Annotated in this window: 23 protein-coding genes; 12 read left to right on the forward strand and 11 right to left on the reverse strand. The window is 73.7% G+C overall.

Going from position 1 to position 24,336, the window contains the following annotated elements; all coding sequences use genetic code 11:
• The first annotated feature begins 149 nt into the window (after positions 1-149).
• The 3 genes from AB7F12_RS22235 (at position 150) to AB7F12_RS22245 (ending at position 3,570) form a co-directional block, all read left to right on the forward strand.
• Complete coding sequence (locus tag AB7F12_RS22235; RefSeq protein ID WP_428499346.1) at positions 150-863, forward strand: MBL fold metallo-hydrolase; 714 nt, start codon at positions 150-152, stop codon at positions 861-863.
• Positions 864-1,449: 586 nt separating this feature from the next.
• A complete protein-coding gene (locus AB7F12_RS22240; protein ID WP_428499345.1) occupies positions 1,450-1,965 on the forward strand; it encodes an SRPBCC family protein in 516 nt (171 codons plus the stop codon).
• Between the two features lie 306 nt (positions 1,966-2,271).
• Entirely contained in the window at positions 2,272-3,570 is a 1,299-nt protein-coding gene (locus tag AB7F12_RS22245) for an LCP family protein (RefSeq protein WP_428499344.1), read from the forward strand.
• A 12-nt stretch (positions 3,571-3,582) separates the two neighbouring features.
• Here AB7F12_RS22245 and AB7F12_RS22250 read toward each other — a convergent pair whose 3' ends face one another.
• The gene (locus AB7F12_RS22250; protein ID WP_428499343.1) at positions 3,583-3,783 is read right to left on the reverse strand and encodes a hypothetical protein; all 201 of its coding nucleotides are present in this window, start codon (positions 3,781-3,783) and stop codon (positions 3,583-3,585) included.
• 150 nt (positions 3,784-3,933) lie between these two features.
• On the opposite strand from AB7F12_RS22250, the gene AB7F12_RS22255 reads away from it, so the two are divergent.
• Positions 3,934-6,039 carry a prolyl oligopeptidase family serine peptidase gene (locus tag AB7F12_RS22255; RefSeq protein ID WP_428499342.1) on the forward strand — a complete coding sequence of 702 codons (2,106 nt, stop codon included), beginning with the start codon at positions 3,934-3,936 and terminating at the stop codon, positions 6,037-6,039.
• A gap of 33 nt (positions 6,040-6,072) precedes the next feature.
• Here the strand turns inward: AB7F12_RS22255 and AB7F12_RS22260 are convergent, their stop codons facing one another.
• Positions 6,073-7,548, reverse strand: coding sequence for an MFS transporter (locus AB7F12_RS22260; protein WP_428499341.1), 1,476 nt, complete (start codon positions 7,546-7,548; stop codon positions 6,073-6,075).
• A 115-nt stretch (positions 7,549-7,663) separates the two neighbouring features.
• Here AB7F12_RS22260 and AB7F12_RS22265 point away from each other — a divergent pair, with 115 nt between their 5' ends.
• From AB7F12_RS22265 to AB7F12_RS22290, 6 genes are all read left to right on the forward strand, one after another.
• Complete coding sequence (locus AB7F12_RS22265) at positions 7,664-8,038, forward strand: FKBP-type peptidyl-prolyl cis-trans isomerase (protein ID WP_428499340.1); 375 nt, start codon at positions 7,664-7,666, stop codon at positions 8,036-8,038.
• Positions 8,035-8,559, forward strand: coding sequence for a metallophosphoesterase family protein (locus AB7F12_RS22270; RefSeq protein ID WP_428499352.1), 525 nt, complete (start codon positions 8,035-8,037; stop codon positions 8,557-8,559). The genes AB7F12_RS22265 and AB7F12_RS22270 overlap by 4 nt, the downstream gene beginning before the upstream one ends.
• A gap of 75 nt (positions 8,560-8,634) precedes the next feature.
• A complete protein-coding gene (locus AB7F12_RS22275; protein ID WP_428499339.1) occupies positions 8,635-8,925 on the forward strand; it encodes an antibiotic biosynthesis monooxygenase family protein in 291 nt (96 codons plus the stop codon).
• Positions 8,926-9,035: 110 nt separating this feature from the next.
• Entirely contained in the window at positions 9,036-11,906 is a 2,871-nt protein-coding gene (locus AB7F12_RS22280; protein WP_428499338.1) for an alpha/beta fold hydrolase, read from the forward strand.
• Positions 11,903-12,907: an ABC transporter permease gene (locus AB7F12_RS22285; RefSeq protein ID WP_428499337.1), complete on the forward strand. Its 1,005-nt coding sequence runs from the start codon at positions 11,903-11,905 to the stop codon at positions 12,905-12,907. The genes AB7F12_RS22280 and AB7F12_RS22285 overlap by 4 nt, the downstream gene beginning before the upstream one ends.
• Before the next feature lie 150 nt (positions 12,908-13,057).
• Entirely contained in the window at positions 13,058-13,510 is a 453-nt protein-coding gene (locus tag AB7F12_RS22290) for a DUF6918 family protein (RefSeq protein ID WP_428499336.1), read from the forward strand.
• Between the two features lie 143 nt (positions 13,511-13,653).
• Here the strand turns inward: AB7F12_RS22290 and AB7F12_RS22295 are convergent, their stop codons facing one another.
• A complete protein-coding gene (locus tag AB7F12_RS22295) occupies positions 13,654-14,703 on the reverse strand; it encodes an EamA family transporter (protein ID WP_428499335.1) in 1,050 nt (349 codons plus the stop codon).
• Between the two features lie 71 nt (positions 14,704-14,774).
• Here AB7F12_RS22295 and AB7F12_RS22300 point away from each other — a divergent pair, with 71 nt between their 5' ends.
• The gene (locus tag AB7F12_RS22300) at positions 14,775-15,689 is read left to right on the forward strand and encodes a LysR family transcriptional regulator (RefSeq protein WP_428499334.1); all 915 of its coding nucleotides are present in this window, start codon (positions 14,775-14,777) and stop codon (positions 15,687-15,689) included.
• Positions 15,690-15,785: 96 nt separating this feature from the next.
• On the opposite strand, the gene AB7F12_RS22305 is transcribed toward AB7F12_RS22300, so the two are convergent.
• The 4 genes from AB7F12_RS22305 to uvrB all read right to left on the reverse strand — a co-directional run bounded on the left by AB7F12_RS22305 (position 15,786) and on the right by uvrB (position 20,213).
• Entirely contained in the window at positions 15,786-16,208 is a 423-nt protein-coding gene (locus tag AB7F12_RS22305; protein WP_428499333.1) for a VOC family protein, read from the reverse strand.
• 79 nt (positions 16,209-16,287) lie between these two features.
• Entirely contained in the window at positions 16,288-16,635 is a 348-nt protein-coding gene (locus tag AB7F12_RS22310; protein WP_428499332.1) for an MmcQ/YjbR family DNA-binding protein, read from the reverse strand.
• Positions 16,636-16,640: 5 nt separating this feature from the next.
• On the reverse strand, positions 16,641-17,885 hold the full coding sequence (locus tag AB7F12_RS22315) for a glycosyltransferase 87 family protein (RefSeq protein WP_428499331.1): 1,245 nt from the start codon (positions 17,883-17,885) through the stop codon (positions 16,641-16,643).
• A gap of 132 nt (positions 17,886-18,017) precedes the next feature.
• Entirely contained in the window at positions 18,018-20,213 is a 2,196-nt protein-coding gene (uvrB, locus tag AB7F12_RS22320; protein ID WP_428499330.1) for an excinuclease ABC subunit UvrB, read from the reverse strand.
• A gap of 82 nt (positions 20,214-20,295) precedes the next feature.
• Here uvrB and AB7F12_RS22325 point away from each other — a divergent pair, with 82 nt between their 5' ends.
• Positions 20,296-20,796 carry a DUF402 domain-containing protein gene (locus AB7F12_RS22325; protein ID WP_428499329.1) on the forward strand — a complete coding sequence of 167 codons (501 nt, stop codon included), beginning with the start codon at positions 20,296-20,298 and terminating at the stop codon, positions 20,794-20,796.
• Positions 20,797-20,802: 6 nt separating this feature from the next.
• Here AB7F12_RS22325 and AB7F12_RS22330 read toward each other — a convergent pair whose 3' ends face one another.
• The 4 genes from AB7F12_RS22330 to AB7F12_RS22345 form a co-directional block, all read right to left on the reverse strand.
• A complete protein-coding gene (locus AB7F12_RS22330) occupies positions 20,803-21,309 on the reverse strand; it encodes a hypothetical protein (protein WP_428499328.1) in 507 nt (168 codons plus the stop codon).
• The gene (locus AB7F12_RS22335) at positions 21,302-22,201 is read right to left on the reverse strand and encodes an RNA polymerase sigma factor (RefSeq protein ID WP_428499327.1); all 900 of its coding nucleotides are present in this window, start codon (positions 22,199-22,201) and stop codon (positions 21,302-21,304) included. The genes AB7F12_RS22330 and AB7F12_RS22335 overlap by 8 nt, the downstream gene beginning before the upstream one ends.
• 138 nt (positions 22,202-22,339) lie before the next feature.
• Positions 22,340-23,404 carry a dephospho-CoA kinase gene (gene coaE / locus AB7F12_RS22340; RefSeq protein WP_428499351.1) on the reverse strand — a complete coding sequence of 355 codons (1,065 nt, stop codon included), beginning with the start codon at positions 23,402-23,404 and terminating at the stop codon, positions 22,340-22,342.
• Between the two features lie 35 nt (positions 23,405-23,439).
• The gene (locus AB7F12_RS22345; RefSeq protein WP_428499326.1) at positions 23,440-24,174 is read right to left on the reverse strand and encodes a hypothetical protein; all 735 of its coding nucleotides are present in this window, start codon (positions 24,172-24,174) and stop codon (positions 23,440-23,442) included.
• Between the last annotated feature and the right edge of the window lie 162 nt (positions 24,175-24,336).

Consider the following 24,336-nt stretch of genomic DNA (forward strand, 5'->3'; position numbering starts at 1 on the left):
CCCGGTCGTCGAGCGGTCGGCGACCGCCGCGGCGCGCCGAGCGCTCACAGGCACGCCCCGACCCGTCCCGACGGGTTTCCTCGCCCCGTACAACACGCACCGCGCCACCGATCATCCGACGCCGCGGATCGTCACACAGGCTCGCACACATGTTCGACACGCCGCACGGCGGGGATAAGGTGACGACCGTGGACGTCCTCGACGAGTACACCGGTCACACCGACCCCGGCGGCGCCGCGATCCGACGCGATCTCGGTCCCCTCACCATCACCAAGGTCTCCGTCGGCCCGATGGACAACAACGCCTTCCTGCTCGTCTGCACGGCGACGCACGAGGCGCTGCTGATCGACGCGGCGAACGAGCCCGAGCGGCTGGCCGATCTCGTCGGCAGCGGGAAGGACCGGCCCGAGCTCAAGCACCTCGTCACCACGCACCGGCACTGGGACCACTGGCAGGCCCTCGGCGCCGTCGCCGGGATGTTCCAGCCGCGGCTGATCTCGCACCCGCTCGACGCGCCCGAGCTGCCGGTCCCGATGGACGTCGTCGTCGAGCAGGGCGACACGGTGACGTTCGGCGAGATCGACCTCGACGTCGTGCACCTGCGTGGGCACACCCCGGGATCGATCGCGCTGGTCTACCGCGGCGCCGACAGCACGCACGTCTTCACCGGCGACTCGCTGTTCCCGGGCGGCCCGGGCAAGACCGACTCGGCCGGCGACTTCACCTCGCTGCTCGACGACCTCGAGTCCCGGGTGTTCGGCCCGCTGCCCGACGCGGCCTGGGTCTACCCGGGCCACGGCGACGACACGACGATCGGCAAGGAGCGCCCGTCGCTGCCGGAGTGGCGCTCGCGCGGCTGGTAGGCCACGCTCCGCACGACCGGACACGACGAGCCCGGCCCACCGCGGCCGGGCTCGTCGCCGTCCGGGGCCAGAACGCGTCGGCCGGCGGCCCGGCCCCCGGCTGGTTGCCCCGGAGCACCGCGGCCGCGGGGCGTCCCGTCCCCGGGAGGATGGCGACGACCTCGGACGTCGAGCTCGACACCGACGCAGAGACCGACACGGTTCGTGACGGGTGCGCCGGGGGTCCGGCCGCCTCCGCCGGTGTGGATTCCCGGCCGCACCGGTTCGGCGCGGCCGGGCCCTCTCACCAGTTCTTGTTCGACCCCACACCGCTGGAGGCCGTCGAGAGGTGCATTCCTGTCGTCGATCTCGTGGTTCGACTCACCGTGCGCACCACCCTTCCCGCGTCCCGATACGACCCGCTCGCCGTAGCGGAACGTCCACTGTGCATCAGGCCCGGATACATTCGTAGCCGAACATCACGCCCTCACTCGATCGGGTGACTCCCTCGCGTCGTGAGCAGCCGAAACACGCCCGTCCCGACCGACCGGACGGGCGGGTCCAGGTCCGCCGGGCCCGGCTCCGCACCCGGTGCCACGATGTGCGAATGGCAGCGCCCCAGACACCGGACGTCCCCGCGACGGCATCGCGCATCGAGGTCTCCCGCACCGTCCGCGCCGCTCCCGCAGCGGTGTTCGCCGTGCTCACCGACCCGCAGGGACACGTCGCCATCGACTCGTCCGGCATGCTCATGGGCGCCGCCGGTGAGCGGGTCACGGCCGCCGGCGACACGTTCGTCGTCCACATGGACCGCGAGGCGCTGGGCGACGTCCCCCTCGGCGAGTACGACGTCACCGTCACGATCCGTGACTACGAGCCCGACCGGCTGATCTCCTGGTCGGTGCTCGGCAAGGTCCGGCCACCGATCGGGCACGTCTACGGGTACCGGCTCTCCCCCGTCGACGGCGGCACCGAGGTCGTGTCCTTCTACGACTGGTCCGACATCCACCCCGAGTGGCGGGCGCGCGACATCTTCCCGGTGATCTCCGAGGCCTCCCTGAAGGCGACGCTCGGCATCCTCGCCCGCACGGTCGCGCCGTACCGTCGCGACAACGACGCGTGACCCCGGAGCCGCGACGGCGCGGGCACCGGTGGCGCCACGTCGCGCCCGGGCGCGACGCCCCCCGGCGTCGCGGTGGCCGTGGCGGTCGCGTGGCGTCGGCGTGGCGAGCGGCCGGATGCGTTCCGCCGATGTTGCTTCACCCAGCGTCACCGCGAGTGCCGTAGGTCACTTCTGTTCACTCACCAGAGCCTGCGGTCGACCCGGCCGTATCCATAGAGTGGTCGACATCGACCGCGCGACGTCCGGGGTTCGCGTCGCCGCGTCGGGCTCCGCACCGGCGAAGGACCTGGTCGGAGCCTCGGGAACGTGGCGAGGGGCAGGGACAGGGTGCGGCGGGCGGACGGCGCGCGGCGACGATGGGGGCTGGCCGGCAAGGCGCTGGTCACCGTCGTCTCCCTGGTGGTGCTCACCGCCGCCGGCTACGGCTGGTCGACCTTCCGCGCGCTCGCGGGATCGATCGTCACCAGCGACGTCCTGAGCGACGGCGCACCGGCCACGGGCGCGCCGTCGCGGACCGTCACCGCCCTGGTCGTCGGCGTCGACAGCCGGACCGATGCCCAGGGCCGGCCGCTGCCGCAGAGCGTGCTCGACGAGATGCACGCGGGCCCCGACGACGGCCAGCTCAACACCGACACGACCATCCTGCTGCGGATCCCGGCCGACCCCGCCAAGCCGGTCGTCGCCGTGTCGTTCCCCCGTGACTCCTACGTGAAGCTGGCGGGCGACCAGGGCACACACAAGATCAACTCAGCGTACGGGCGCGCGGTCACCGGGGCGACCCGCACCCTGCAGGCACAGGGCCTCGACGCGCAGACGGTGCGCAGGCAGGCGCTCGAGGCGGGCCGCAGGCAGCTCGTCGCGACCATCACCCAGCTGACGGGGATCGTCGTCGACCACTACGCCGAGATCAACCTTGCCGGGTTCGTCGAGCTCACCGACGCGATCGGTGGCGTCCCGGTGTGCCTCACCGAGCCCGTCGACGACGCGCGGTACTCGGGTGCGGTGCTGCCCGCCGGTCCGCAGACCCTCGACGGCGCGAACGCGCTCGCGTTCGTGCGGCAGCGGCACGGACTCGTCGGGGGCGACCTCGACCGGATCACCCGTCAGCAGGCCTACATGGCCGGACTCGCGAACACCCTGCTCGGTGGCGGGCGGCTCGCCGACCCGGCGACGGTGCAGCGCCTGCTGGGGATCGTCAGCCGCTACGTGGTGCTCGACCAGGGATGGGACCTCGACCAGATCGTCGGCCAGGTGCGGCAGGTGTCGGCGTCGCGGGTCGAGTTCCACACGATCCCGACGCTGCGGTCGGATCTGTACACGCCCTACGACGGGGTCGCCGTCGAGGTGGACCCGGACGCGGTGCGCACGTTCGTGCGGTCCGTCCTCGACGGGCTGCCCGTCCCGGCCACGAGCGCGTCGTCGGGCGGCTCGGCCCCGGCGACCGGCCCCGTGTCGACGACCGTGCCGGGCCCGGGGATCCCGCGCACGACGGCCCCGCGCACCACCTCACCCCCGACCACCTCACCCCCGAGCACCACCGCGGGTACACCGACGACGGCCGAGCCGCAGCCCATCACCGGCGCGACGGTGCCCTGCGTGAGCTGATCCGCGTCGGGGTCAGTCCCCGCGCGCGATCCGGTCGGCCCGCTCGCGGATCTGCTCCACGGACCAGCCCGCGACCTCGCGCAGCTGCTCCACGATGGCCACCTCCACGGCGGCGTGCACGGCCGCCGGGGACACCTGCGGGTCGACGGAGCGGGCGGCCGCGAGCGAGCGGCCGGACAGGTACAGGTTGATCATCGGAGCAACTCCCCTCATCCGGGGAACCGGATGCGATGCAGTCCACTCCTCCCCAACGGTGTGTCGTCCATCACGACACGCTCCCGATCGGGTGCCGGGGGCGAACGGTCGCCGTCGTGGGTGTGGCGGCGCCACGCAGTCGGCGAACGGGCGGCAGACTGCTCCACCGTGACCGACAGCTTCCCCCGACGGCAGGCCCGTACCCGGCGCTTCACCCTGGGCGCCCCGCGCGGCGCGGTCCTGTCCCCCGACGGCCGGCGCGTCGTCTTCCTGCGCAGCCGCGGCGGCACCGACCCCGTGACGTGCCTGTGGAGCCTCGACCTGGACACCGGCGACGAGCGGCTCGTCGCCGACCCGCGGGTCCTCGATGGCGCGGGCGCCGAGGAGGACCTGCCGCCGCAGGAGCGGGCGCGCCGCGAACGGGCCCGTGAGCAGGCGGGCGGCGTCGTCGCCTTCGCGACCGACCGGCCGGTCACGATGGCGGCGTTCACGTTGTCGGGCAAGCTCTACGTCGCCGAGTTCGCATCCGGGCTGACGCCGCGGCTGATCGAGACGCCCGGCGGCGTGGTCGACCCGCGGCCCGACCCGCAGGGCCGTCGGGTGGCGTTCGTCTCCGGCGGGTCGCTGCACGTGCACGACCTGGTCCCACGGCTCACGACGCTGCTGGTCCGCCCGGACGACGAGGACGCGTCGTGGGGACTGGCCGACTTCGTGGCGGCCGAGGAGATGGGTCGGATGCGCGGCTACTGGTGGGCCCCCGACGGCGACCGGCTGCTCGTCGCCCGCGTCGACGAGGACCCGGTGCGGCGCTGGCACATCGCCGATCCCGCCAACCCCGACCGCGAGCCGGTGCGCGTCGCCTATCCGGCGGCGGGCACCCCGAACGCCGAGGTGACGCTGCACCTGATCGCGCTCGACGGGGTCCGGGTGCCGGTGACGTGGGACGCGGCGGCCTACGAGTACGTCGTCGACGCGACCTGGGGCGCGACGGACCTGCTGCTGACGGTGCAGTCGCGCGACCAGCGGGCGCTGCGGGTGCTGCGGGTCGACCAGCGGTCGGGGGCGACGACGGAGGTCGCGGCGGTCGACGACCCCGATTGGGTCGACATCGTCCCCGGCGTGCCGGCCCACCTGGGCGGGGAGCTCGTCACCGCCGGGGCGCACGAGGGCGCCAACCGGCTGTGCGTCGGCGGCACCCCGGTGACCCCGACGTCGCTGCAGGTCCGGGCGCTGCTCGACGTCGACGGCGACACCCTGCTGTTCAGCGCCTCCGGGGCCGACCCGGCGTCGACGGGGCTGTGGTCGTGGTCACGCGAGGGCGGCCTCGTCGAGCGGGCCACGGAGCCGGGTGTGCACTCGGGGCGGTTGTCGGGCGGGACGCTGCTGGTGACCCGGGCGTGCCTGGAGTCGGAGGGCACGGCGACGGTCGCGCACCTTCCCTCGGGTGCCGCCCGGACGGTCGACTCGTTCGCCGATCCGGCCGGCCTCGTGCCGCGTCTGCAGCTCACCACCGCCGGTGCCGGGTCGCTGTCGACGGCGCTGCTGCTGCCGTCGTGGTGGGAGCCGGGGACACCGCTGCCGGTGCTGCTGGACCCCTACGGCGGCCCGCACGCCCAGCGCGTCGTGGCGGCCCGCAACGCGCACCTGACCAGCCAGTGGTTCGCCGAGCAGGGGTTCGCGGTCGTGGTGGTCGACGGGCGGGGCACGCCGGGCCGTGGCCCGGCGTTCGAACGCGCGGTCCACGGCGACCTGGCCCAGCCGGTGCTCGACGACCAGGTCGACGCCCTGCACGACCTCGCGACCCGCCACCCCGACCTGGACCTCGACCGCGTCGGCATCCGGGGCTGGTCGTTCGGCGGCTTTCTCGCGGCGCTGGCCGTACTGCGCCGCCCCGACGTGTTCCACGCCGCGGTCGCCGGTGCACCCGTCACCGACTGGGCGCTCTACGACACCCACTACACCGAGCGCTACCTCGGCACCCCCGACGGCGACCCGGACGCCTACGCCCGGTCGTCGCTGTTCGGCGACGCCGCCGCGGCCCGCACCCCGCACCGGCCGTTGCTGCTGGTCCACGGCCTCGCCGACGACAACGTCGTCGCCGCGCACACGTTGCGGCTGTCGTCGGCGCTGCTGGCGGCGGGCCGTCCGCACAGCGTGCTGCCGCTGTCGGGGGTCACGCACATGACGCCGCAGGAGGTCGTCGCGGAGAACCTGCTGCTGCTGCAGGTCGAGTTCCTGCGCGGCGCCCTGGGCGTCCCCACCCCACCGTCATGACCGCTGCCGTCATGACCGCTGCCGTCGTGACCGCTACTGGTGCTGGTGGGCGGCGTCGGGCGGGACGACGGCCGCGTCGGCCGCGCGCCGCCCGGCGCGCAGCTCCACGATCGCGATGCCCAGCGCGGCGAGCACCATGACGACGGCCGTGCCCAGCGCCGCGGCCACCGCGATGTGCAGCCGTGCCGGATCGGAGCCGAGCACGGAGTAGTAGATGCCGGTCAGCGCGGCGGTACCGACGGCGGCGCCGATCCGCTGGCCCGTCTGCAGCGCGCCGCCCGCCGACCCGGCCATCCGCACCGGGACGCAGCGCAGCGTCATCGTGACGTTCGGGGAGATGACGAGCCCGCCGCCGAGACCGCCGAGCAGCATCGACGGGATGATCACGAACCCGGCGAGGTGGGCGGGGACCGTCGCGACCAGGACGGTGGTGACGCCCAGCCCGACCGCGACCGCACACAGCCCGGCGACGGTCAGGCTCCGGCCGAAGCGTTCGACGACCCGCCCCGCGAGCACGGCGGACACCGCCGAGCCCACCGCGAACGGTGTCACGGCGAGGCCGGACTCCAGCGGGGTCCAGCCCAGCCCGTTCTGGAAGAACAGCGCGAACACCAGCCAGATACCGCTGAACCCGACGAAGTAGACCATCCCGAGCGCCGCGCCGGAGGCGTAGCCGGGGGTGTCCGAGAGCAGCCGCAGGTCGATCAGCGGGTCCCGGCCGCGGCGGATCTCGCGGCTCTCCCACCACACGAACGCCACCCCGAGCGCGACCCCGACGACGAACAGCCACCACAGCCGCCCCAGCCCACCCGACTCGGCCTCCACCAGCGGCAGCAGCACCGCGAGGACCGCGCCGCCGAGCAGCGCGACGCCGACGTGGTCGATGTGCCCCGGCTTGCCGGGCTGCCGCATCGGGGGCAGCAGCCGCGCCGCCAGCACCAGCGCGACGACGCCGATCGGCACGTTGACGTAGAAGATCCAGCGCCAGCCGTCGTCCTGCCCCGCGACCGCGAGGATGACGCCGCCGACGATCGGGCCGACCGCCGTCGAGATGCCGACGGTCGCGCCGAAGAACCCGAACGCCTTGCCCCGCTCGGCCCCGCGGAACAGGTCCTGGATGAGCCCCGAGTTCTGCGGGGCCAGCATCCCGGCCGCGAGGCCCTGCGCGACCCGGGCCACGACCAGCAGCAACGGCGTCGGCGCCGCCCCGGCCAGCGCGCTGAACACCACGAACGCGGCGAGCGCGATCAGGAACATCCGGCGCCGGCCGAACGCGTCGCCCAGCCGCCCGGCCGGGACCAGCGCCAGCCCGAACGCCAGCGCGTAGCCCGACACCACCCACTGCACCTGCGACGGGCTCGTTCCCAGGCCGTGCTGCATCGACGGCAGCGCCACCGACACGATGCTGACGTCGAGCAGCCCCATGAACCCCGCGACGAGGGTGACGGTCAGTGCGCGCCAACGCCTCGGGTCCGGGTGGTACGTCTCGTCGGTCGAGGGTTGCGGCACGCACCCCAGTCTGTGCCGCACGATCCCACGACGCGACCGCAGCGTCCGGGTCTGGCAGGGTGATGGGCCGCACCGCACCGGAGGCCCGGTGCGCCGCACGACGTAAGGAGCACCCGTGACGTTGCAGAAGCCCGAGGTCGAGCCCATCGACGGCGACGCCCCCACCGACCTGAGGGTCACCGACATCACCGTCGGCGATGGCAACGAGGCCAAGGCCGGCTCGTTCGTCAGCGTCCACTACGTCGGGGTCGCGCACTCCACCGGCGAGCAGTTCGACGCCTCCTTCGACCGTGGGAGCCCGCTCGAGTTCCCGCTCGGTCAGGGCCGCGTCATCGCCGGCTGGGACCAGGGCGTGCAGGGCATGAAGGTCGGCGGCCGCCGCCGCCTGGAGATCCCGCCGCACATGGGCTACGGCGACGCCGGCGCCGGTGGTGTCATCAAGGGCGGCGAGACGCTGATCTTCGTCGTCGACCTGCTGGGCGTGCACTGACCGCGCGCCTGCTCGTCGTCAGCGACACCCACGTCCCGGGCCGCGGCCGCGTCGTACCGGCCGCGGTCTGGGACGCCGTCGACGCCGCGGACGTCGTCGTCCACGCCGGCGACTGGGTGGGCGTCGACCTGCTCGACGAGCTCGAGGCCCGCGCGGCCCGGCTCGTCGGTGTGTACGGCAACAACGACGGCCCCGACCTGCGTGCCCGGTTGCCCGAGGTCGCCCGCGTCGTGATCGACGGGGTCCGGCTGGCGGTCGTGCACGAGACCGGCCAGGCCGCCGGGCGTGAACGGCGGCTGGACCGGCTGTTCCCCGGTACCGACGTCCTCGTGTTCGGGCACAGCCACATCCCCTGGGACACCACGACTCCGGCCGGCATGCGGCTGCTCAACCCCGGCTCCCCCACCGACCGGCGCCGCCGGCCCACCCACACGTGGATGACGGCCGCGATCGACGACGGGGTGCTCCGCGACGTCGTCCTGCATCACCTGGAAGGCCCACCGGGCGACTCCGGACGGTGACGAGCACTGCAACGCTCGGCGATTCACGTCCCTCCCCAGGTGACCGGAGCCACGTGATGGACAAGGATCACGGTCATGGTGCTCGAGATCGCCGACTTCGACATCCGCCCCGGGACCGAAGACCAGTTCGCCGCCGCCTATCTCCAGGCGCGCGACCTGCTGGCCGTCACCCCCGGGTTCGTCTCCGCACGCATGACCCGCGGTATCGAGTCGCCCAGCCGCTTCGTGCTGCTGGTCGAGTGGCAGAGCGTCGAGGCGCACACCGTCGGCTTCCGCGAGTCCGACCGCTTCCCGAAGTGGCGGGAGATCATCGGCCCGTTCTTCGCGGGCGACCCGAAGGTCGAGCACGCGAACGACGTGCGCTGACCCGGCCCGTCGTCCGCGGTCCTGCAGCGCTGAGAGTGCGCTGAGGGGCACCCACCGGTGCCCGACACGACTACGCATAACGTCGTCGTGTGCCCCGACTTCCTCGGAGCGTGCGTCCGCGCGCGCTCGTCGCCGTCGTGGCCGTCCTCGTCGTCGCCGCGGGAGTCATCCTGTTCGCGACGACGCGCGGCGGTTCGAGCGACCCCGACGTCCGCATCTCCGAGCAGCGCATCGAGGTGAGCGGTGGTCCCGGCGTGGCCGCGCCGGTCGGCCTCGACACCACGCTGTACCTGCCCGCGCGCACCCCGGCGCCCGCGGTGCTGGTGGCGCACGGGTTCGGCGGCAGCAAGGCCTCCGTCGACGCCGACGCCCGCGACCTCGCCGCCCGCGGCTACGTCGCGCTGGCCTGGTCGGCCCGCGGCTTCGGGACCAGCGGCGGCCAGATCGCGCTCGACTCCCCCGACTACGAGGTCGCCGACGCCCGCAGCCTGATCGACTGGCTGGCCCAGCGCCCCGAGGTGGCGCTCGACGGTCCGGGCGACCCGCGCGTCGGCGTCACCGGCGGCTCCTACGGGGGCGCGCTGTCGCTGCTGCTCGCGGGCTACGACAAGCGGGTCGACGCGCTCGCCCCCGTGATCACCTGGAACGACCTCGGTCAGGCGCTGTTCCCCGACGCCACCGGTACCCCGCCGCCGGGCGAGACCCCTGCCGCGCGCACCTTCGGCACCGACGGCGTGTTCAAGCGCGGCTGGGCGGGTGTCTTCTTCTCCGCCGGGGCGTCGACGACCCAGTCGGCGCAGGCGTCGGTCCTGGGCCGCGGCAACACCGGCTCCGACGACGAGACCGGCACCGCCACGCAGGGTCAGGACCCGCCGCCCGGCGCGGCCGACCCGGGCCGGGGTCCCTCCCCGCAGCCGCCCGGCACCCCGTTGACCTGCGGACGGTTCACCGCGCAGGTGTGCGCCGCCTACACCGAGGCCGCCACCACCGGGCGCATCTCCCCCGCGACCGCCGACCTGCTGCGCCGGTCCTCCCCCGTGTCGGTCACCGACCGCATCACCGCCCCCACGCTGATCGTCCAGGGCGAGCAGGACACCCTCTTCGGCCTCGACCAGGCCGACGCCAACGCTCGCCAGATCGCCGCGGCCGGCGGCACCGTGCGCGTCGTCTGGTACGCGGGCGGCCACGACGGCGGTGCCCCCGGAAGCTCGGTGCGCGACGACATCGCCGAATGGTTCGACCACTACCTGATGCGGACGGGCCCGGCGCCCACCTCCGGCTTCGCCTACGCCGTGCAGAGCGGCGTCCGCGCGGGCGGCTCCACCCCGACCGGGCGCACGATCGTCGCCGACGCCTACCCGGGCCTGCCGGGCAACGCGCCGGTCACCACCGGGCGGCTGCCGCTCACCGGCGCCCCGCAGGACGTCGTGAACCCGGCGGGCGGCAACCCCGCCGCGATCACGTCGCTACCCGGGCTGGGCGGGTCGCTCGGCACCCTCGCGGGCCGGCTGTCCGCGTTCACCTCGGAGCTGCCGGGCCAGTCGGCGCAGTTCCGCACCGACCCGTTCCCCGAGTCGACGACGCTCGCCGGTTCCGCCCGCGTGACCCTGACCGTGGCCCGGTCCCCGGGCCAGCCCGCGGGCTCCGAGGCCGTGCTGTTCGGCAAGATCTCGACGCTGTCCGCCGACGGCCGTCGCGTCCTGCTCGGCTCGTCGGTCGCGCCGATGCGCGTTCCCGTCCCGGCCGACGGCTCACCCGCGACCGTGACGGTCACCCTGCCCGCCGTCGTGGCACCGGTGCAGGTCGGCGACCGGCTGCTCGTCTCGGTCAGCACCACCGACCAGGGCTACACCCCGGCCGACGCCCCTGCCGTGTGGCGGATCGGGCTCGCAGACACCGGCGCCCCGGCCACGCTGTCGGTCCCGTCGGTCCCGGGGCGGGCCGTCACCGAGAACACCGTGCCGCTCGGCTACGTCGTCGGCATCGGCGTGATCCTGCTCGGCGCGCTGCTGGCCTGGATCGTCGGGCGGTCGCTGCGGCGCCGCCGGCTCGCCCCCGAACCCGACCCGGCGGCCCTGCCGCTGGAGATCCACGGCCTCGCGAAGACCTACAAGGGCGGGTTCACCGCGGTGCGCGACGTGTCGTTCGAGGTCCGGCCGGGCATGGTGCTGGGCCTGCTGGGCCCCAACGGCGCCGGCAAGACGACGGTGCTGCGCATGCTCATGGGCCTCATCCGGCCCACCAAGGGCACCATGCGCGCCTTCGGCGAACCCATCGGCCCCGGCGCCCCCGTGCTCGCCCGGATCGGCGCGTTCGTCGAAGGCCCGGGGTTCCTGCCCCACCTGTCCGGGGCCGACAACCTGCGTCTGTACTGGGCCGCGACGGGCCGCCCGCCCGCCGACGCCCACGTCGAGGACGCGCTGGCGATCGCGGGCCTCGGGTCGTCGGTCGACCGCAAGGTCGGCACCTACAGCCAGGGCATGCGCCAGCGGCTCGCCATCGCGCAGGCCATGCTGGGGCTGCCCGAGCTGCTGCTGCTCGACGAACCCACCAACGGCCTCGACCCGCCCCAGATCCACGCGATGCGTGAGGTCCTGCGCCGCTACGCCGCCGACGGCCGCACCGTGCTGGTGTCGAGCCACCTGCTGGCCGAGGTGGAGCAGACCTGCACGCACGTCGTCGTCATGCACAAGGGGCTCGTGGTCGCCGACGGCACCGTCGACGACATCATCGCGGGCGGTGGCGCGGCCAGCTTCACCGTCGACGAGCCCGATCGGGCCGCCGCGGTCCTCACGGACCTCGACGGGGTGCGCGACGTCGCCGTCGACGGGGACCTCGTGCACGCGGAGCTCAACGGAATGCCGCGCGCTGCCGCCGTGCAGGCACTGGTGACCGCCGGGGTGGGCGTGCAGTCCGCCGGGCCCCGGCGCCGGCTGGAGGACGCGTTCCTGCAGCTCGTCGGAGAGGACGCGACACCGTGACCACGCCCGATCCCCGCACCAACGGCGCGGGGCCGACCACCGGCACCGTTGTGGACGCCGCGGACCCGGCCCTCGACCCCGCCCGCGACCCGGCCCGTGACCCGGCGCTCGGCTCGGCCGAGGCGTCGACGCGGCGCGGGCACGTCGGCGGGTTCTCCGCGCCCGTGCCCACCGCGCCCTACGACGTCACCCGCACCATGCCGCTGCGCGTGGAGCTGGTCCGCCAGCTCAAGCGGCGTCGCACGCAGGTCGCGTTCGCGCTCGTCGCGCTGCTGCCCGTGATCCTGTGGATCGCGTTCAGCCTCGCCTCCGACGGTCCACCCGGCGCCACGGTGAACCTCGTCGACCTCGCCAAGGAGAGCGCCGCCAACTTCGCGGTGTTCGCCCTGTTCGCGTCGGCGGGCTTCCTGCTGGTCGTCGTGGTGGCGCTGTTCTTCGGCGACACCGTCGCCGCGGAGGCGAGCTGGTCGAGCCTGCGCTACCTGCTCGCCGCGCCCATCCCCCGGGCGCGGCTGCTGCGGCAGAAGGCGATCATCGCCGCCGGGCTCTCGCTCGCCGCACTGCTGCTCCTGCCCGTGGTGTCGCTGATCGTGGGCGCCATCGCCTACGGCCCCGACGCCCTCGTGTCGCCGACCGGCGAGGCGCTGTCGTTCTGGACGGCCGTCGGGCGTGTCCTGCTCGGCGCGATCTACCTGGCGTTGTCGATGAGCTGGGTGGCCGCGCTGGCGATGTTGTTGTCGGTGAGCACCGACGCCCCGCTGGGTGCCGTCGGCGGCGCCGTGATGGCGTCGATCGTGTCGCAGATCCTCGACCAGATCACCGCGCTGGAGGACCTGCGCGACTACCTGCCGACGCACTACGCCAACGCGTGGGCCGACCTGTTGGCGAGCACGGTCGACTGGGGTGACATGACCCGCGGTGTGTTCTCGTCGTTGTGCTACGCCGCCGTGTTCGGCGCGCTCGCCGTGTGGCGGTTCCAGCGTAAGGACATCACCAGCTGAAATCCCATCCGTGTAACTCACCGGCCCGGCGGTCACCCCTCCGAGGTACAGGGCCTAGTTGATCTTGTAGTAGCGTCCCGGCGTCGACATCGGCGTGCCCCGACAGGCCGATCCGATACCCCCTAGAGAGACCGAAAGGACCGTCCGGCTGTGGCCCAGACGCTTGAAGAAATCCTGCTGAACCCTGCCAACCGCCCCACGGTGATCACCGACCTGCAGCACCTGGTCGACGCCGAGGTTTCCGACAAGAACGGCGTGTCGGGCGCGGTCATCAAGACCGGCTACACCGCGGTGAAGAAGATCAAGCCCGGCATCGTCGAGTCGGCCATGAACCGGATGCTCCCCGAGTTCGCCGACGCCCTGGAGCCCTTCTACGGCGAGTACCGGGCCACCGGCGGCAACGACTTCGGCGCCTTCCTCACCGCCCGCGCCGACGCCGCGGCCGACGCGCTGCTCAACGTCACCGACGAGCGCGCCCAGCACACCAGCAGCGACGCGGCCAAGAAGGTCTACGCCAAGCTCCGCCCGAACGGCAAGAAGAACGTCGAGGAAGCCCTCCCCCGCCTCGGCCAGCTGATCGACCGGCACGCGGCCGGCGTCTGACACGCCCCGCGCCTCGACCGAGGGCGGCGATCCCGACCGGGGTCGCCGCCCTCCGTCGTCTCCGCCCCGTGCGCACCGACCCGCCGGGCGCCGCCTCCCTGTCCGGCCACCTCACTGCCCGGCCGCCTCCCTGTCCGGCCACCTCACTGTCCGGCCCCCTCCCTGTCGACCGCCTCACTGTCCGGCCGCCTCGTGGCACCGACGGCAGCCCGGACCGGCTCGGTCGCGGGAAAGGGCCGTTCGTTCGCTCCGGGGCAGCGGGGTGGAGCCGGGTCGTCCGTCCCCGACGCGGACCCGTCGACCGGTTCCTCCGCCGTGCCCGCCTGCGCCGCCGGGCGGGCGGAGCCCAGCAGCACCCCGCCGACGACGACGGCACCCGCGACGATCTCCACGATTCCCGGGCGCTCCCCCAGCACCAGCGCCGCCGACGACATCCCGATGATCGGCACCAGCATCGAGTAGGGCGCCACGACGCCCGCCGGGTAGCGGCGGATCAGCGCCGTCCAGATGCCCGAGCCGATGATCGTCGCGAACACCACGAGGTAGACGACCGCGCCGATGCCCACCCAGCCCGAGGGCGTGAACGCCGTCCGCAGCGCCTCCAGGTCGGCGGCGGGGCCCTCGGTGGCCAGCGACAGCACCAGCAACGGCACGGGCGGCACCACACACGCCCACAACGTCAGGTGCATCGGCTCCGGCGGCGCCGCGAGCCGGGCACACAGGTTGCCGACCGCCCAGCTGAGCCCCGCCAGCAGCGTCAGCAGCACCGGCACGAGGGCCGCCGACTGCGACTGGGCCGCCGCGATGGCCGCCAGCCCGAGCGCGGCCGCACCGATCCCGACGACCTGCCGCCTGCTCGGCCGCTCCCGCAACAGCAGCACCCCGAGCACGACGGTCAGCGGCGCCGACGACTGCAGCACCAGCGACGCCAGGCCCGTCGGCATGCCGACGTCCATGGCGACGAACAGGAAGACGAACTGCAGCGTGCCGAACCCGATGCCGTAGCCGAGGAACCAGCGCAGCGGAACGGCCGGCCGGGGTACGAACAGGATCGTCGGGATCGCGATGAGGGTGAACCGCAGACACGCCAGCAGCATCGGCGGGAAGTGCGTCAGGCCGAAGTGGATCGCCAGGAAGTTGACGCCCCACAGGACGGCGACGACGGCGGCGAGGAGGCGATCGCGGGGTCTCACCCGTTCACCGTCACCCGCGCGGTCATGGAAGTCGATCGAAAAGAACTGAACCGATCGTTCAGAATCACTTCATGGACGTCCAGCGCCTGCGGGTGCTCCGCGAGCTCGCCGACCGGGGCAGCGTCACCGCCGTCGCCGCCGCCCTGTCCTACACCCCGTCCGCCATATCGCAGCAGCTCAAGACGCTCGCGGAGGAGGTCGGCACCCCGCTCACCGAACCCGCCGGGCGCGGCCTGCGGCTCACCGACGCCGGGGTCGTCCTCGTCGCACAGGCGGAGGACGTGCTGGCAGCCGTGGCCCGCACGCAGGCCGCGGTCGACGCGCTGCGCTCCGAACCGGCCGGGGATGTGACGGTGTCGTTCTTCCCGTCGGGCGCGCGGATGATCCTGCCCGGCCTCCTCACCCGGTTCGCGGCGAGCCCGATCCGGGTCCGCGCCGCGGTCGTCGACATGACGCCGAGCGACGTGCCGGCGCTGACCGCGGACGCCGACGTCGTCGTCACCCACCACGACGAGCTGAGCCCGCACCCCGGCCACGACGCACGGCGCTGGGTGAGCGTGCCGCTGCTGCGCGAACCGCTCGACGTGGTGCTGCCGCCCGGGCACCGGCTGGCGCGGCGGCGGGGACTGCGCCCGGCCGACCTCGCCGGCGAGGACTGGATCAGCGTGAACATCGGCTGGCCCGTCGACGACGTGCTCCGCACGATCGCGCTGCGCACCGGCACCCGGCCGCGCGTGGTGCAGCGCATCAACGACTTCGCCGTCACCGAGGAGCTCGTGGCCGCCGGCCTCGGGATCGCCCTGCTCCCCCGCTACTCCACCGACGACCGCGGCGGCCGCCGCCTCGCGCGCCGCCCGTTGCGCGGGATGCGGGCCGCGCGCCGGGTCGAGGCGGTCTCACGGGCCGCGACGGCGGCACGTCCGGCCGTCGCCGCCGTGATCGACGCTCTGAGGGCCGAGGCCGCCGCCGTCGTGGCCCGCGGCTGAGCCGCGGGCCCCGGCGGGCGAGCGCACCCGGCTCCGGCGGGCGCCGGCCGGCGGGCACGTCGAGTCGGCAGGCCGCGCTCGCGGGAGGACGGGCGGCTACTGCAGGCAGAACTCGTTGCCCTCGGGGTCCTGCATGACCAGGCACCAGCCGCCGGGCTCGTCGACGACCCGAAGCAACGTCGCCCCCGCCGCCTCGAGAGTCGCCTGGTGCGCGCGAGCGGCGGCCTGCCGGTCGTCGGTGCCGGCGCCGACGTTGACGTCGAGGTGCACGCGGTTCTTCGCCGTCTTGCCCTCCGGGACCTTCTGGAAGAACAGGCGCGGACCGACGCCGTCCGGGTCGACCAGCGCCGAGGCGCGGTCGTGCTGGTCCTCCGGGATCCCGATCGACACCAGGAACGTCGGCCAGTCGGCGAAGCCGGGCGGCGGCGGCTGCACGACATAGCCGAGGGCCAGCGCCCAGAACTCGGCGAGCGTCCCGGGATCGTGCGCGTCGAAGGTGATCTGGACTCCGATTCCCATGTGCCCACCCTGGCACGGGGGTCCGACACTTTCGTTCCGATCCGGATGCGACTGGTCCGCGCCCGGGCCGGCCGGGCGGTCAGCCCGGGCGCTTCGACCGCGGCAGCTTCGCGACGACCGCGTCGTAGCTGGCGTCGACCAGCTCGCGGAGCTCGTCGTCGGGGATCGCGCCCGCGGCGGCGTCGAGGTCGACGGAGTTCCAGCCGTGCCGCCCGATGTAGGCCATGATCGACACGGCGTCCGGGTAGCGTTCGCGCAGCTCGGCGGCCTCGTCGGCGTCACGGCCGCATTTCACCCCGAGCCCGTTGCCGCCGAGGAACGCGAAGATCTTGCCGCCGACCTTGGCGACCGTGTCGCCCTCCCACGGCTCGTCCTCCGTGGCCCCGGGCTTGGCCAGCGCGTAGGCGACGAGCTCGGCGTGGTCCATCCCGATCAGGCCCCGGACGTGGGCGAGGACGCAGCGAGACGGCGTTCCCGGCCCGGCCCGAACTGCCACCAGCCGACCACGAGCAGTGCCACCGCGACGATCACGTACGTCGCCCCCGCGACCTGCTCCCAGCCGTTCCAGTGCGCCTCGCGGCCCTCGTCGTGGGGCAGGAACCGGAACGGCGCCACGTAGAAGGCCACCACCAGCACCGCCGACACCGCCGCCCAGCCCGCCGACCTGTCCCGCAGGGCGTGCCCGATCGTCACGACCAGCGCGGGCGCGATCCACACCCAGTGGTGCGACCACGACGTCGGCGACACCAGCAACGCGAACGCGGCGACCGTGACCAGCGCGAGCGGGGCGTCGCCGCGACGGACGACCGGCACGATCAGCACGAGCAGGACCAGCGACGCCAACGCCCAGATCGCCGTCAACGTGAACCCGGCGACGCCCATCCGCGCGAGCACGGCCTGGATCGTCTCGTTGGTGTAGAAGAGCGAGCCGCTCACACCGGCCGCCGGGCCACCGAACCAGTAGCGCGCCGACGACGCCGGGTCGACCAGGAAGCCGAGCCCGGTGGCCGCCGCGGCGGTCACGACGGTGACGGCCGCCGCCTTGTAGTCGCGGCGGAGCAGGAAGAACAGCACGAACGCGGCCGGGGTCAGCTTGATCGCCGCCGCGATGCCGACGAGCAGACCCCGCGGCCACCGGGTGCGCACCGTGAGGCAGTCGACCGCGACGAGCGCCATCAGCACCAGGTTGACCTGGCCGAACTCGAACGTCTCCAGGACCGGTTCGATCCACAGCGCCAGCGGCAGCCCCAGCGACGCGGCCGCCAGCGCCCCGCCCCGACCGCCCGCGGGCCAGCACCGCAGCGCGACCACGTACAGCGTCACCGCGAGGCTCACGAACGAGACCGCGAACAGCGCGATCCACGCCACCGCCCACGGCACCAGCGCGAACGGGGTGAGCACCATCGCCGCGAACACCGGGTAGATGAACGGCAGCGCCAGCCCGCTCACCGTGGGCGGGAGCGGGCCGTACATGTCGCCGCCGGCCAGCCAGGTGTCGACGCCGAGCCGGTAGACCTCGAGGTCGATGTGGTAGCCGTGGGTGTGCAGCAGCAGCGCGGTGAGCGCCACCGCGAGCAACGGCACGGTGACCACGAAGGTCCTGCGGGGCACCGCGAGGCGGCCTCGCAGCCCCCTGCCGAGCGCAGCCGCAGCCGACGGCATGCTCGAGACGGTCACGCATCTCCTCCGGCCGTTGACGCGGTGCAGGTCACGCACCACGGTAGCCAAGGCCCGTCACGCCCGGTCGCACGGGGCGAGCAACGCGGCGCTGCGCGTCACCGTGGCCCGGCGATCGGGAGATCACCGGGTTCACGTGATCCCGGCCGCGTCCATCCCCCGCATCTCCTTCTTCAGGTCGGCCACCTCGTCGCGCAGCCGCGCCGCCAGCTCGAACTGCAGATCACGCGCGGCGGCGAGCATCTGGTCGGACAGCTGCTGGATGAGGTCGGCCAGCTCGGCACGCGGCATGTTCGCCGTGTCCCGGCCCGCGACGATCCCCGCACTCGCGGACGCACGACCCGGCTCGCCCGCCGCACGCTTGCCCCGCGACTGGTTGCGGCCCGACCCACCGACGGGCACCTCGCCGTCCTCGGCCTCGCGGTACACCTGGTCGAGGATGTCGGCGATCTTCTTGCGCAGCGGCTGCGGGTCGATCCCCTTCTCCGTGTTGTAGGCGACCTGCTTGGCGCGGCGCCGGTCGGTCTCGTCGATGGCGTGCTGCATCGACTCGGTGACCCGGTCGGCGTACATGTGCACCTGCCCGGACACGTTGCGCGCCGCCCGCCCGATCGTCTGGATCAACGACGTGCCCGACCGCAGGAAGCCCTCCTTGTCGGCGTCGAGGATCGCGACGAGCGACACCTCCGGCAGGTCGAGACCCTCGCGCAGCAGGTTGATGCCGACCAGCACGTCGTACTCGCCCGTGCGCAGCTGCCGCAGCAGCTCGACGCGGCGCAGCGTGTCGACCTCGGAGTGCAGGTACCGCACCCGGATACCCAGCTCCAGCAGGTAGTCGGTGAGGTCCTCGGCCATCTTCTTGGTCAACGTGGTGACCAGGACGCGCTCGTCGCGCTCCGTGCGCAGCCGGATCTCGTGGACGAGGTCGTCGATCTGGCCCTTCGTGGGCTTCACGATCACCTCGGGGTCGACCAGGCCCGTCGGCCGGATGACCTGCTCCACGAACTCGCCACCGGTACGCGACAGCTCGTAGTTGCCCGGGGTGGCCGACAGGTAGACGGTCTGCCCGATCCGGTCGGCGAACTCCTCCCAGGTCAGCGGGCGGTTGTCGACCGCCGACGGGAGCCGGAACCCGAACTCCACGAGGTTGCGCTTGCGGGACATGTCGCCCTCGTACATGCCGCCGATCTGCGGCACCGTCACGTGCGACTCGTCGATGACCAGGAGGAAGTCGTCGGGGAAGTAGTCGAGCAGCGTGGCCGGTGCCGTACCGGCACCCCGCCCGTCGATGTGCCGGGAGTAGTTCTCGATGCCCGAGCAGAACCCGACCTGGCGGATCATCTCCAGGTCGTACTGGGTGCGCATGCGCAGCCGCTGCGCCTCCAGCATCTTGCCCTGCCGCTCCAGCTCGGCCAGCCGCTCCTCGAGCTCGGCCTCGATGTCGCGCACCGCGCGTTCCATCCGCTCCGGGCCCGCCACGTAGTGGGTGGCCGGGAAGATCCGGACGGTGTCGACCTGGCGCACCACGTCGCCCGTGAGCGGGTGCAGGTAGTACAGCGCCTCGATCTCGTCGCCGAAGAACTCGATGCGGATGGCCAGTTCCTCGTAGGCCGGGATGATCTCGACCGTGTCGCCCCGCACCCGGAACGTGCCACGGGCGAACGCCATGTCGTTGCGCGTGTACTGCACGTCGACCAGGGCCCGCAGCAGCTGGTCGCGCTCGACCTCCGTGCCGACGGACAGCTGCACCGACCGGTCGAGATAGGACTGCGGCGTGCCCAGGCCGTAGATGCACGACACCGACGCCACCACCACGACGTCACGCCGCGACAACAGGTTCTGCGTCGCCGAGTGCCGCAGCCGCTCGACGTCGGAGTTGATCGACGAGTCCTTCTCGATGTAGGTGTCGGTCTGCGCGATGTACGCCTCGGGCTGGTAGTAGTCGTAGTACGAGACGAAGTACTCGACCGCGTTGTGCGGCAACATCTCCCGCAGCTCGTTGGCCAGCTGGGCCGCCAGCGTCTTGTTGGGCGCCATCACCAGGGTGGGCCGCTGGACGCGCTCGATCAGCCACGCCGTCGTCGCCGACTTACCGGTTCCGGTGGCCCCGAGCAGCACGATGTCCTGCTCGCCCGCGCGCAGCCGGCGCTCCAGATCGTCGATCGCCGCGGGCTGGTCGCCCGCCGGGCTGTACTCGCTGACCACCTCGAACCGCGCACCGGTGCGCGGGATGTCGCCCACCGGGCGGTGCTCGGAGTGCGCCACGGGCATGCCCTGCCGGATGTGCGTGTCGGCGGCGCTGCCGGGGACCTCTGTCGCGAATGCCACCCTTCCAGGGTACGAGCCGGCACCGACGTTTTCCCGTCCGCGCCGGACACCCCCGACCGGGCGCGGCTGCAAGGATCGTGGCGTGCACCCGCCGAAGATCCAGACCTTCGACGTCGACGCCGCCGTCAACACCGACAACAAGGGGTTCGTCCGGGAGGTCACCACCTACCGGGTCGAGCCGTTCGGGCTCTACATGAGCCGCGCCGTCGTCGGTCGCCCCAGTGCGACCTGGATCCGGCAATGGCTGCTGCCGGAGCTGGGGATCGGCGTCGCCGTGTGGGAGTGGACCCCCGACCACGTGCGCGACCAGGACTTCTACCTCGACATCGCCCGCATCGAACCCGGCCACCCGTGCTGGACGATGACCGACCTGTACCTCGACGTCGTCGTCAGGACCGGCCGGGAGACCGCGGTGATCGACGTCGACGAGTTCGTCGGCGCCGTCGCCACCGGGGTCCTCGACCCGGCGCTCGCCGAGTACGGGATGCAGCGCGCCTACGCCACCGTCGCGGCGCTGGCCGCGCACGGCAACGACCTCGACGCCTGGCTCGCGACCGAGGGGGTCACGCTGACCTGGGACTGACGCGGTTCACTCCAGGACGTCGTCCGCGATCCCTGCGGACGGCGCGGCCGGCGGCGGCGTGGCGGGTCTACGGCTGGTGGTGGTTGTGGCGGTCCGGGGGACCGTCGTCGTGACCGGCGGGGCGACCGTCGTGGTCGGCGCGACCGTCGTCGTCCTGGGCACCGTGGTCGTGGTCTTCGGGACCGTCCGCGTCGTGGTCCGCGGTGCGACCCGCGTCGTCGTGGTCGTCGGCGCGGTCGTGGAGACGACCGGGGCCGGCGGTGCGAGGACGGCACCGGTGGGCAGCGGCCCGCCCGGCGCGGCGACACTGTCGGGCTGGGATGCCTGCGCGACGGCGGTGATGCCGCCGAGCGCGCCGACGGTGATGACGGCCGCCGCCGCGGCGGTGCTGGCCCGGTTGAGCCGGCCGGCGCGGCGGATCACGTCGTCGACCGGCGGGAGGGCGACCCCCGCGGCGAGCTCGTCGTCGAGGCGGCGGAACTCCTCGTTCACGACGCGGAGCGGATCAGTCACGGTCGTCCCCTACCTCCGCACCGAGGATGTCGAGGAAGACGTCCCCCATGTCCTCGGTGACGGCGAGCCTGGCGCGGACGAGCCGCGCCTCGATCTTGCGTGCGGGGCGGCGTTCGAGCGCCGCGATGTCGGTGACGGGCATCCCCACCATGTGGTGCAGGACGACAGCGCGTCGCTCGGCGGGCGAGATGCGCTGCAGCGCGCCGACGAGGGCGGCGGCGCGGGGTTCCATCGTCTCGATCTCGGGCGGGCGGCGACGCGCGAGGCGGCCGACCATGGCGCTCCAGCTGCGCATCGAGGTGGAGACGGCGACGCGCCGCACCCAGTCGGCCGGTTCGCCGCGGCGGACGATCTCGGGCCAGGTGCGCCAGGCGCGGGCGTAGGCCTCCTGGACGAGGTCGTGTGCCTGGCCTGCGTCGAGGGTGATGGCGTAGAGCTGGGCGACGAGCCGCGGGTAGTGCGCCTCGAGGTGGCGTCCGAACTGGGCGCGCTGGCGGCCGACGGGCGCGTTCTCGGCGTCCTGCTCGGCCTCGGCGTACCGGCCGCCGGCGCCGGCGTCGGCCTCGACGGGCACGTACCGGGCGTCGCGCTCGCTGTAGGGCGTGCCGTAGTCGTCTGCGTCGTAGTCGGCGGCGTAGTCCGTGTGGTCGTAGTCCGTGCCGTCGTAGTCCGTGCCGTCGTACTCGTCGGCGCCGCGGTTCCCGGCGCCGTGGCCGCCGGCGCGGTAGCCGTCGTGGCCGGCGGCCCCGTCGTACTCGGACGGCTCGTCGGGGTGTGCCCGGTCGTGCGGCGCGCCGACGGTGGACGCGGCCGGACCCGTGCCCGCGGGCCACGAGCCGCGGCTACGTGCGGGGTCGCCGGGGTCAGAGCGATGGTCCACGAGGGCGCTCACGACCGTGGTCTTCCCTTTCGTCTCGGAACAGCGGACCGCGCGCACGCAGGGGAGCTCGCACGATCCACCACCTGACCATCGGGGGGCATCCCGATGCCGTTACATCGGCCGACCTGTCACATCGGCTGGAAGGCCCGTTCATCCTAACGGCAGCACCCAGCCGGTCGACACGGCCCACCGTTCCGCCACCTCGACGGTTTCCCGGGACCACCCGTCCGGAGGCTGCCAGGAGGCCTTCGCGTGGTCCGCTCCGGCGCGCAGCCGGTCTCGGACGAGCAGCTCGACCCGCAGTGCCGGGTCGTCGGGGGCGAAGGCCCGCAACCGGGCCGGGCGGGCGGGGTCGGCACTGCCCCAGCGGGCCGCACCGTCGGCGACGAACCCGACGCGGGCGAGCGCGGCGGTGAGGTCGGCGGCGGGGTCGTCGACGACGAGCACGAGGTCGACGACGTCGGCCGCCGGGAGGCCGGGCACGGCACCAGGCCCGACGTGCTCGACGCCGCGGGAGTTCTCCCCCGCGGCGGCAGCCACCCGGGCGGCAAGCCGGGCGACCGACGCCGGGTCGGCACCGGCGACCGAGGCGCCCGCGCTGGCCGGGGTCGCGGCGATCATGTTGTCGCGGAACGGCACCAGCCGTCGCGTCCACATCTCGTCGACCTGTGCACGCAGCTCGTCGGGGGTGGCGGAGTTGTCGAGCCGGACGTCGGCGGCGGCGCGGCGCTGGTCGTCGCTCGCCTGGGCGCGGATGCGGGCACGGGCGTCGTCCTCGGCCATCCCCCGGCTGTCGACGAGCCGCCGGATGCGGACCTCCTCGTCGGCATGCACGACGACGACCAGCGCGAACCCCGCGCCCATCCCACCCTCGACGAGCAGCGGGACGTCCTGGACGACGATCGAGCCGGCCGGGGCGGCGGCGACCAGCTCGGCGGAGCGGGCCCGCACGAGCGGGTGGACGATGCCGTTGAGCTTCTCGCGGGCGGCGGGGTCGGCGAAGACGGCCGCGGCCATGCGGGGGCGGTCGAGCTCACCGTCGGGACCTGCGAACTCGGGGCCGAACTCGTCGAGTATCCGAGCCAGGCCCACGGAGCCGGCGGCCACCACCTCGCGGGCGATGGCGTCGGCGTCGACGAGGACGGCACCGAGCTCGGTGAGCCGCCTCGCGACCGTCGACTTGCCCGATCCGATCCCGCCCGTGAGGCCCACCATCAGCGCGACGTCCGCCACGGGCGCCACGCTACCGATCAGCGGCCGAGGGCACCGGCCGCGGGGTCGTGGTCGGCGGTCGGCGTGGCGGGCGTGGCCGGTCCCGCAGGCGCGGTGGAGGGTGGCGGCATCGTGGCGACGAGCGTCGGGATCATCCGGCGGGCCAGGTCGACGAGCACGTCCTGCGGCGCGCGGCCGCCGCCCTGCGCGGCGGGGAGGATGAAGGTGAGCGTGTCGAGCCGGTAGGACACGAGCATCGTCGTCTCCTTGGGCCTGCTGACGACGACGGCCGTGGCGTCGCCGATCGCGATGTCGCTCGCGGTGGCCCCGGCACGTTCGACGTCGGAGTTGACCTTCCACTGGCTGCGCGCGGCGGCGTCGTCGGTGTAGCGGCCGATGTTGACGTCGACGAGCGGCGCGACGGCCGACCCGGTCTCCCCGGCGCGGCTGTAGGTGCACGCGACGCGTTCGACGCGGCCGACGGCAGGCGCCGGGACGCCGCGGATCGTGCGCACGACGACCGTCCCGACGGGCTGGGCGAAGATCGCCCCGAGGTCGTCGGCGGCCATGAGGCCGGAGCAGTCGTCGGGCAGCCCGTCGTCCTTCTTCGCCCCGGAGGCACCGGCACTCGTCGTCGAGCCGGGGAAGGTGGGCACGGCGAGCGGCGCGGCATCGCCCGGGCCGCGCGCGCAGCCGCTCACGCCCGCGAGGGCGAGGGCCGCGACCAAGGCGACGCCGGCGGTGACCAACCGCTGACGCCACGTGTACCCCACGACTGAGACGGTAGGGGCCGGACAAGATCAACGCACCAGACTCGCCCGACCGATCAGCGATAGCCGCTCAATCGTGACCGCTTCCTTCGTAACCGAACGTCGTGGACGGACCTGCGGTGCGGCAATCGGTCCACGCCACACAGCCACCTGGAGCCACACGCT

It is taken from the genome of Pseudonocardia sp. (assembly GCF_050250275.1).
Lineage (GTDB): Bacteria > Actinomycetota > Actinomycetes > Mycobacteriales > Pseudonocardiaceae > Pseudonocardia.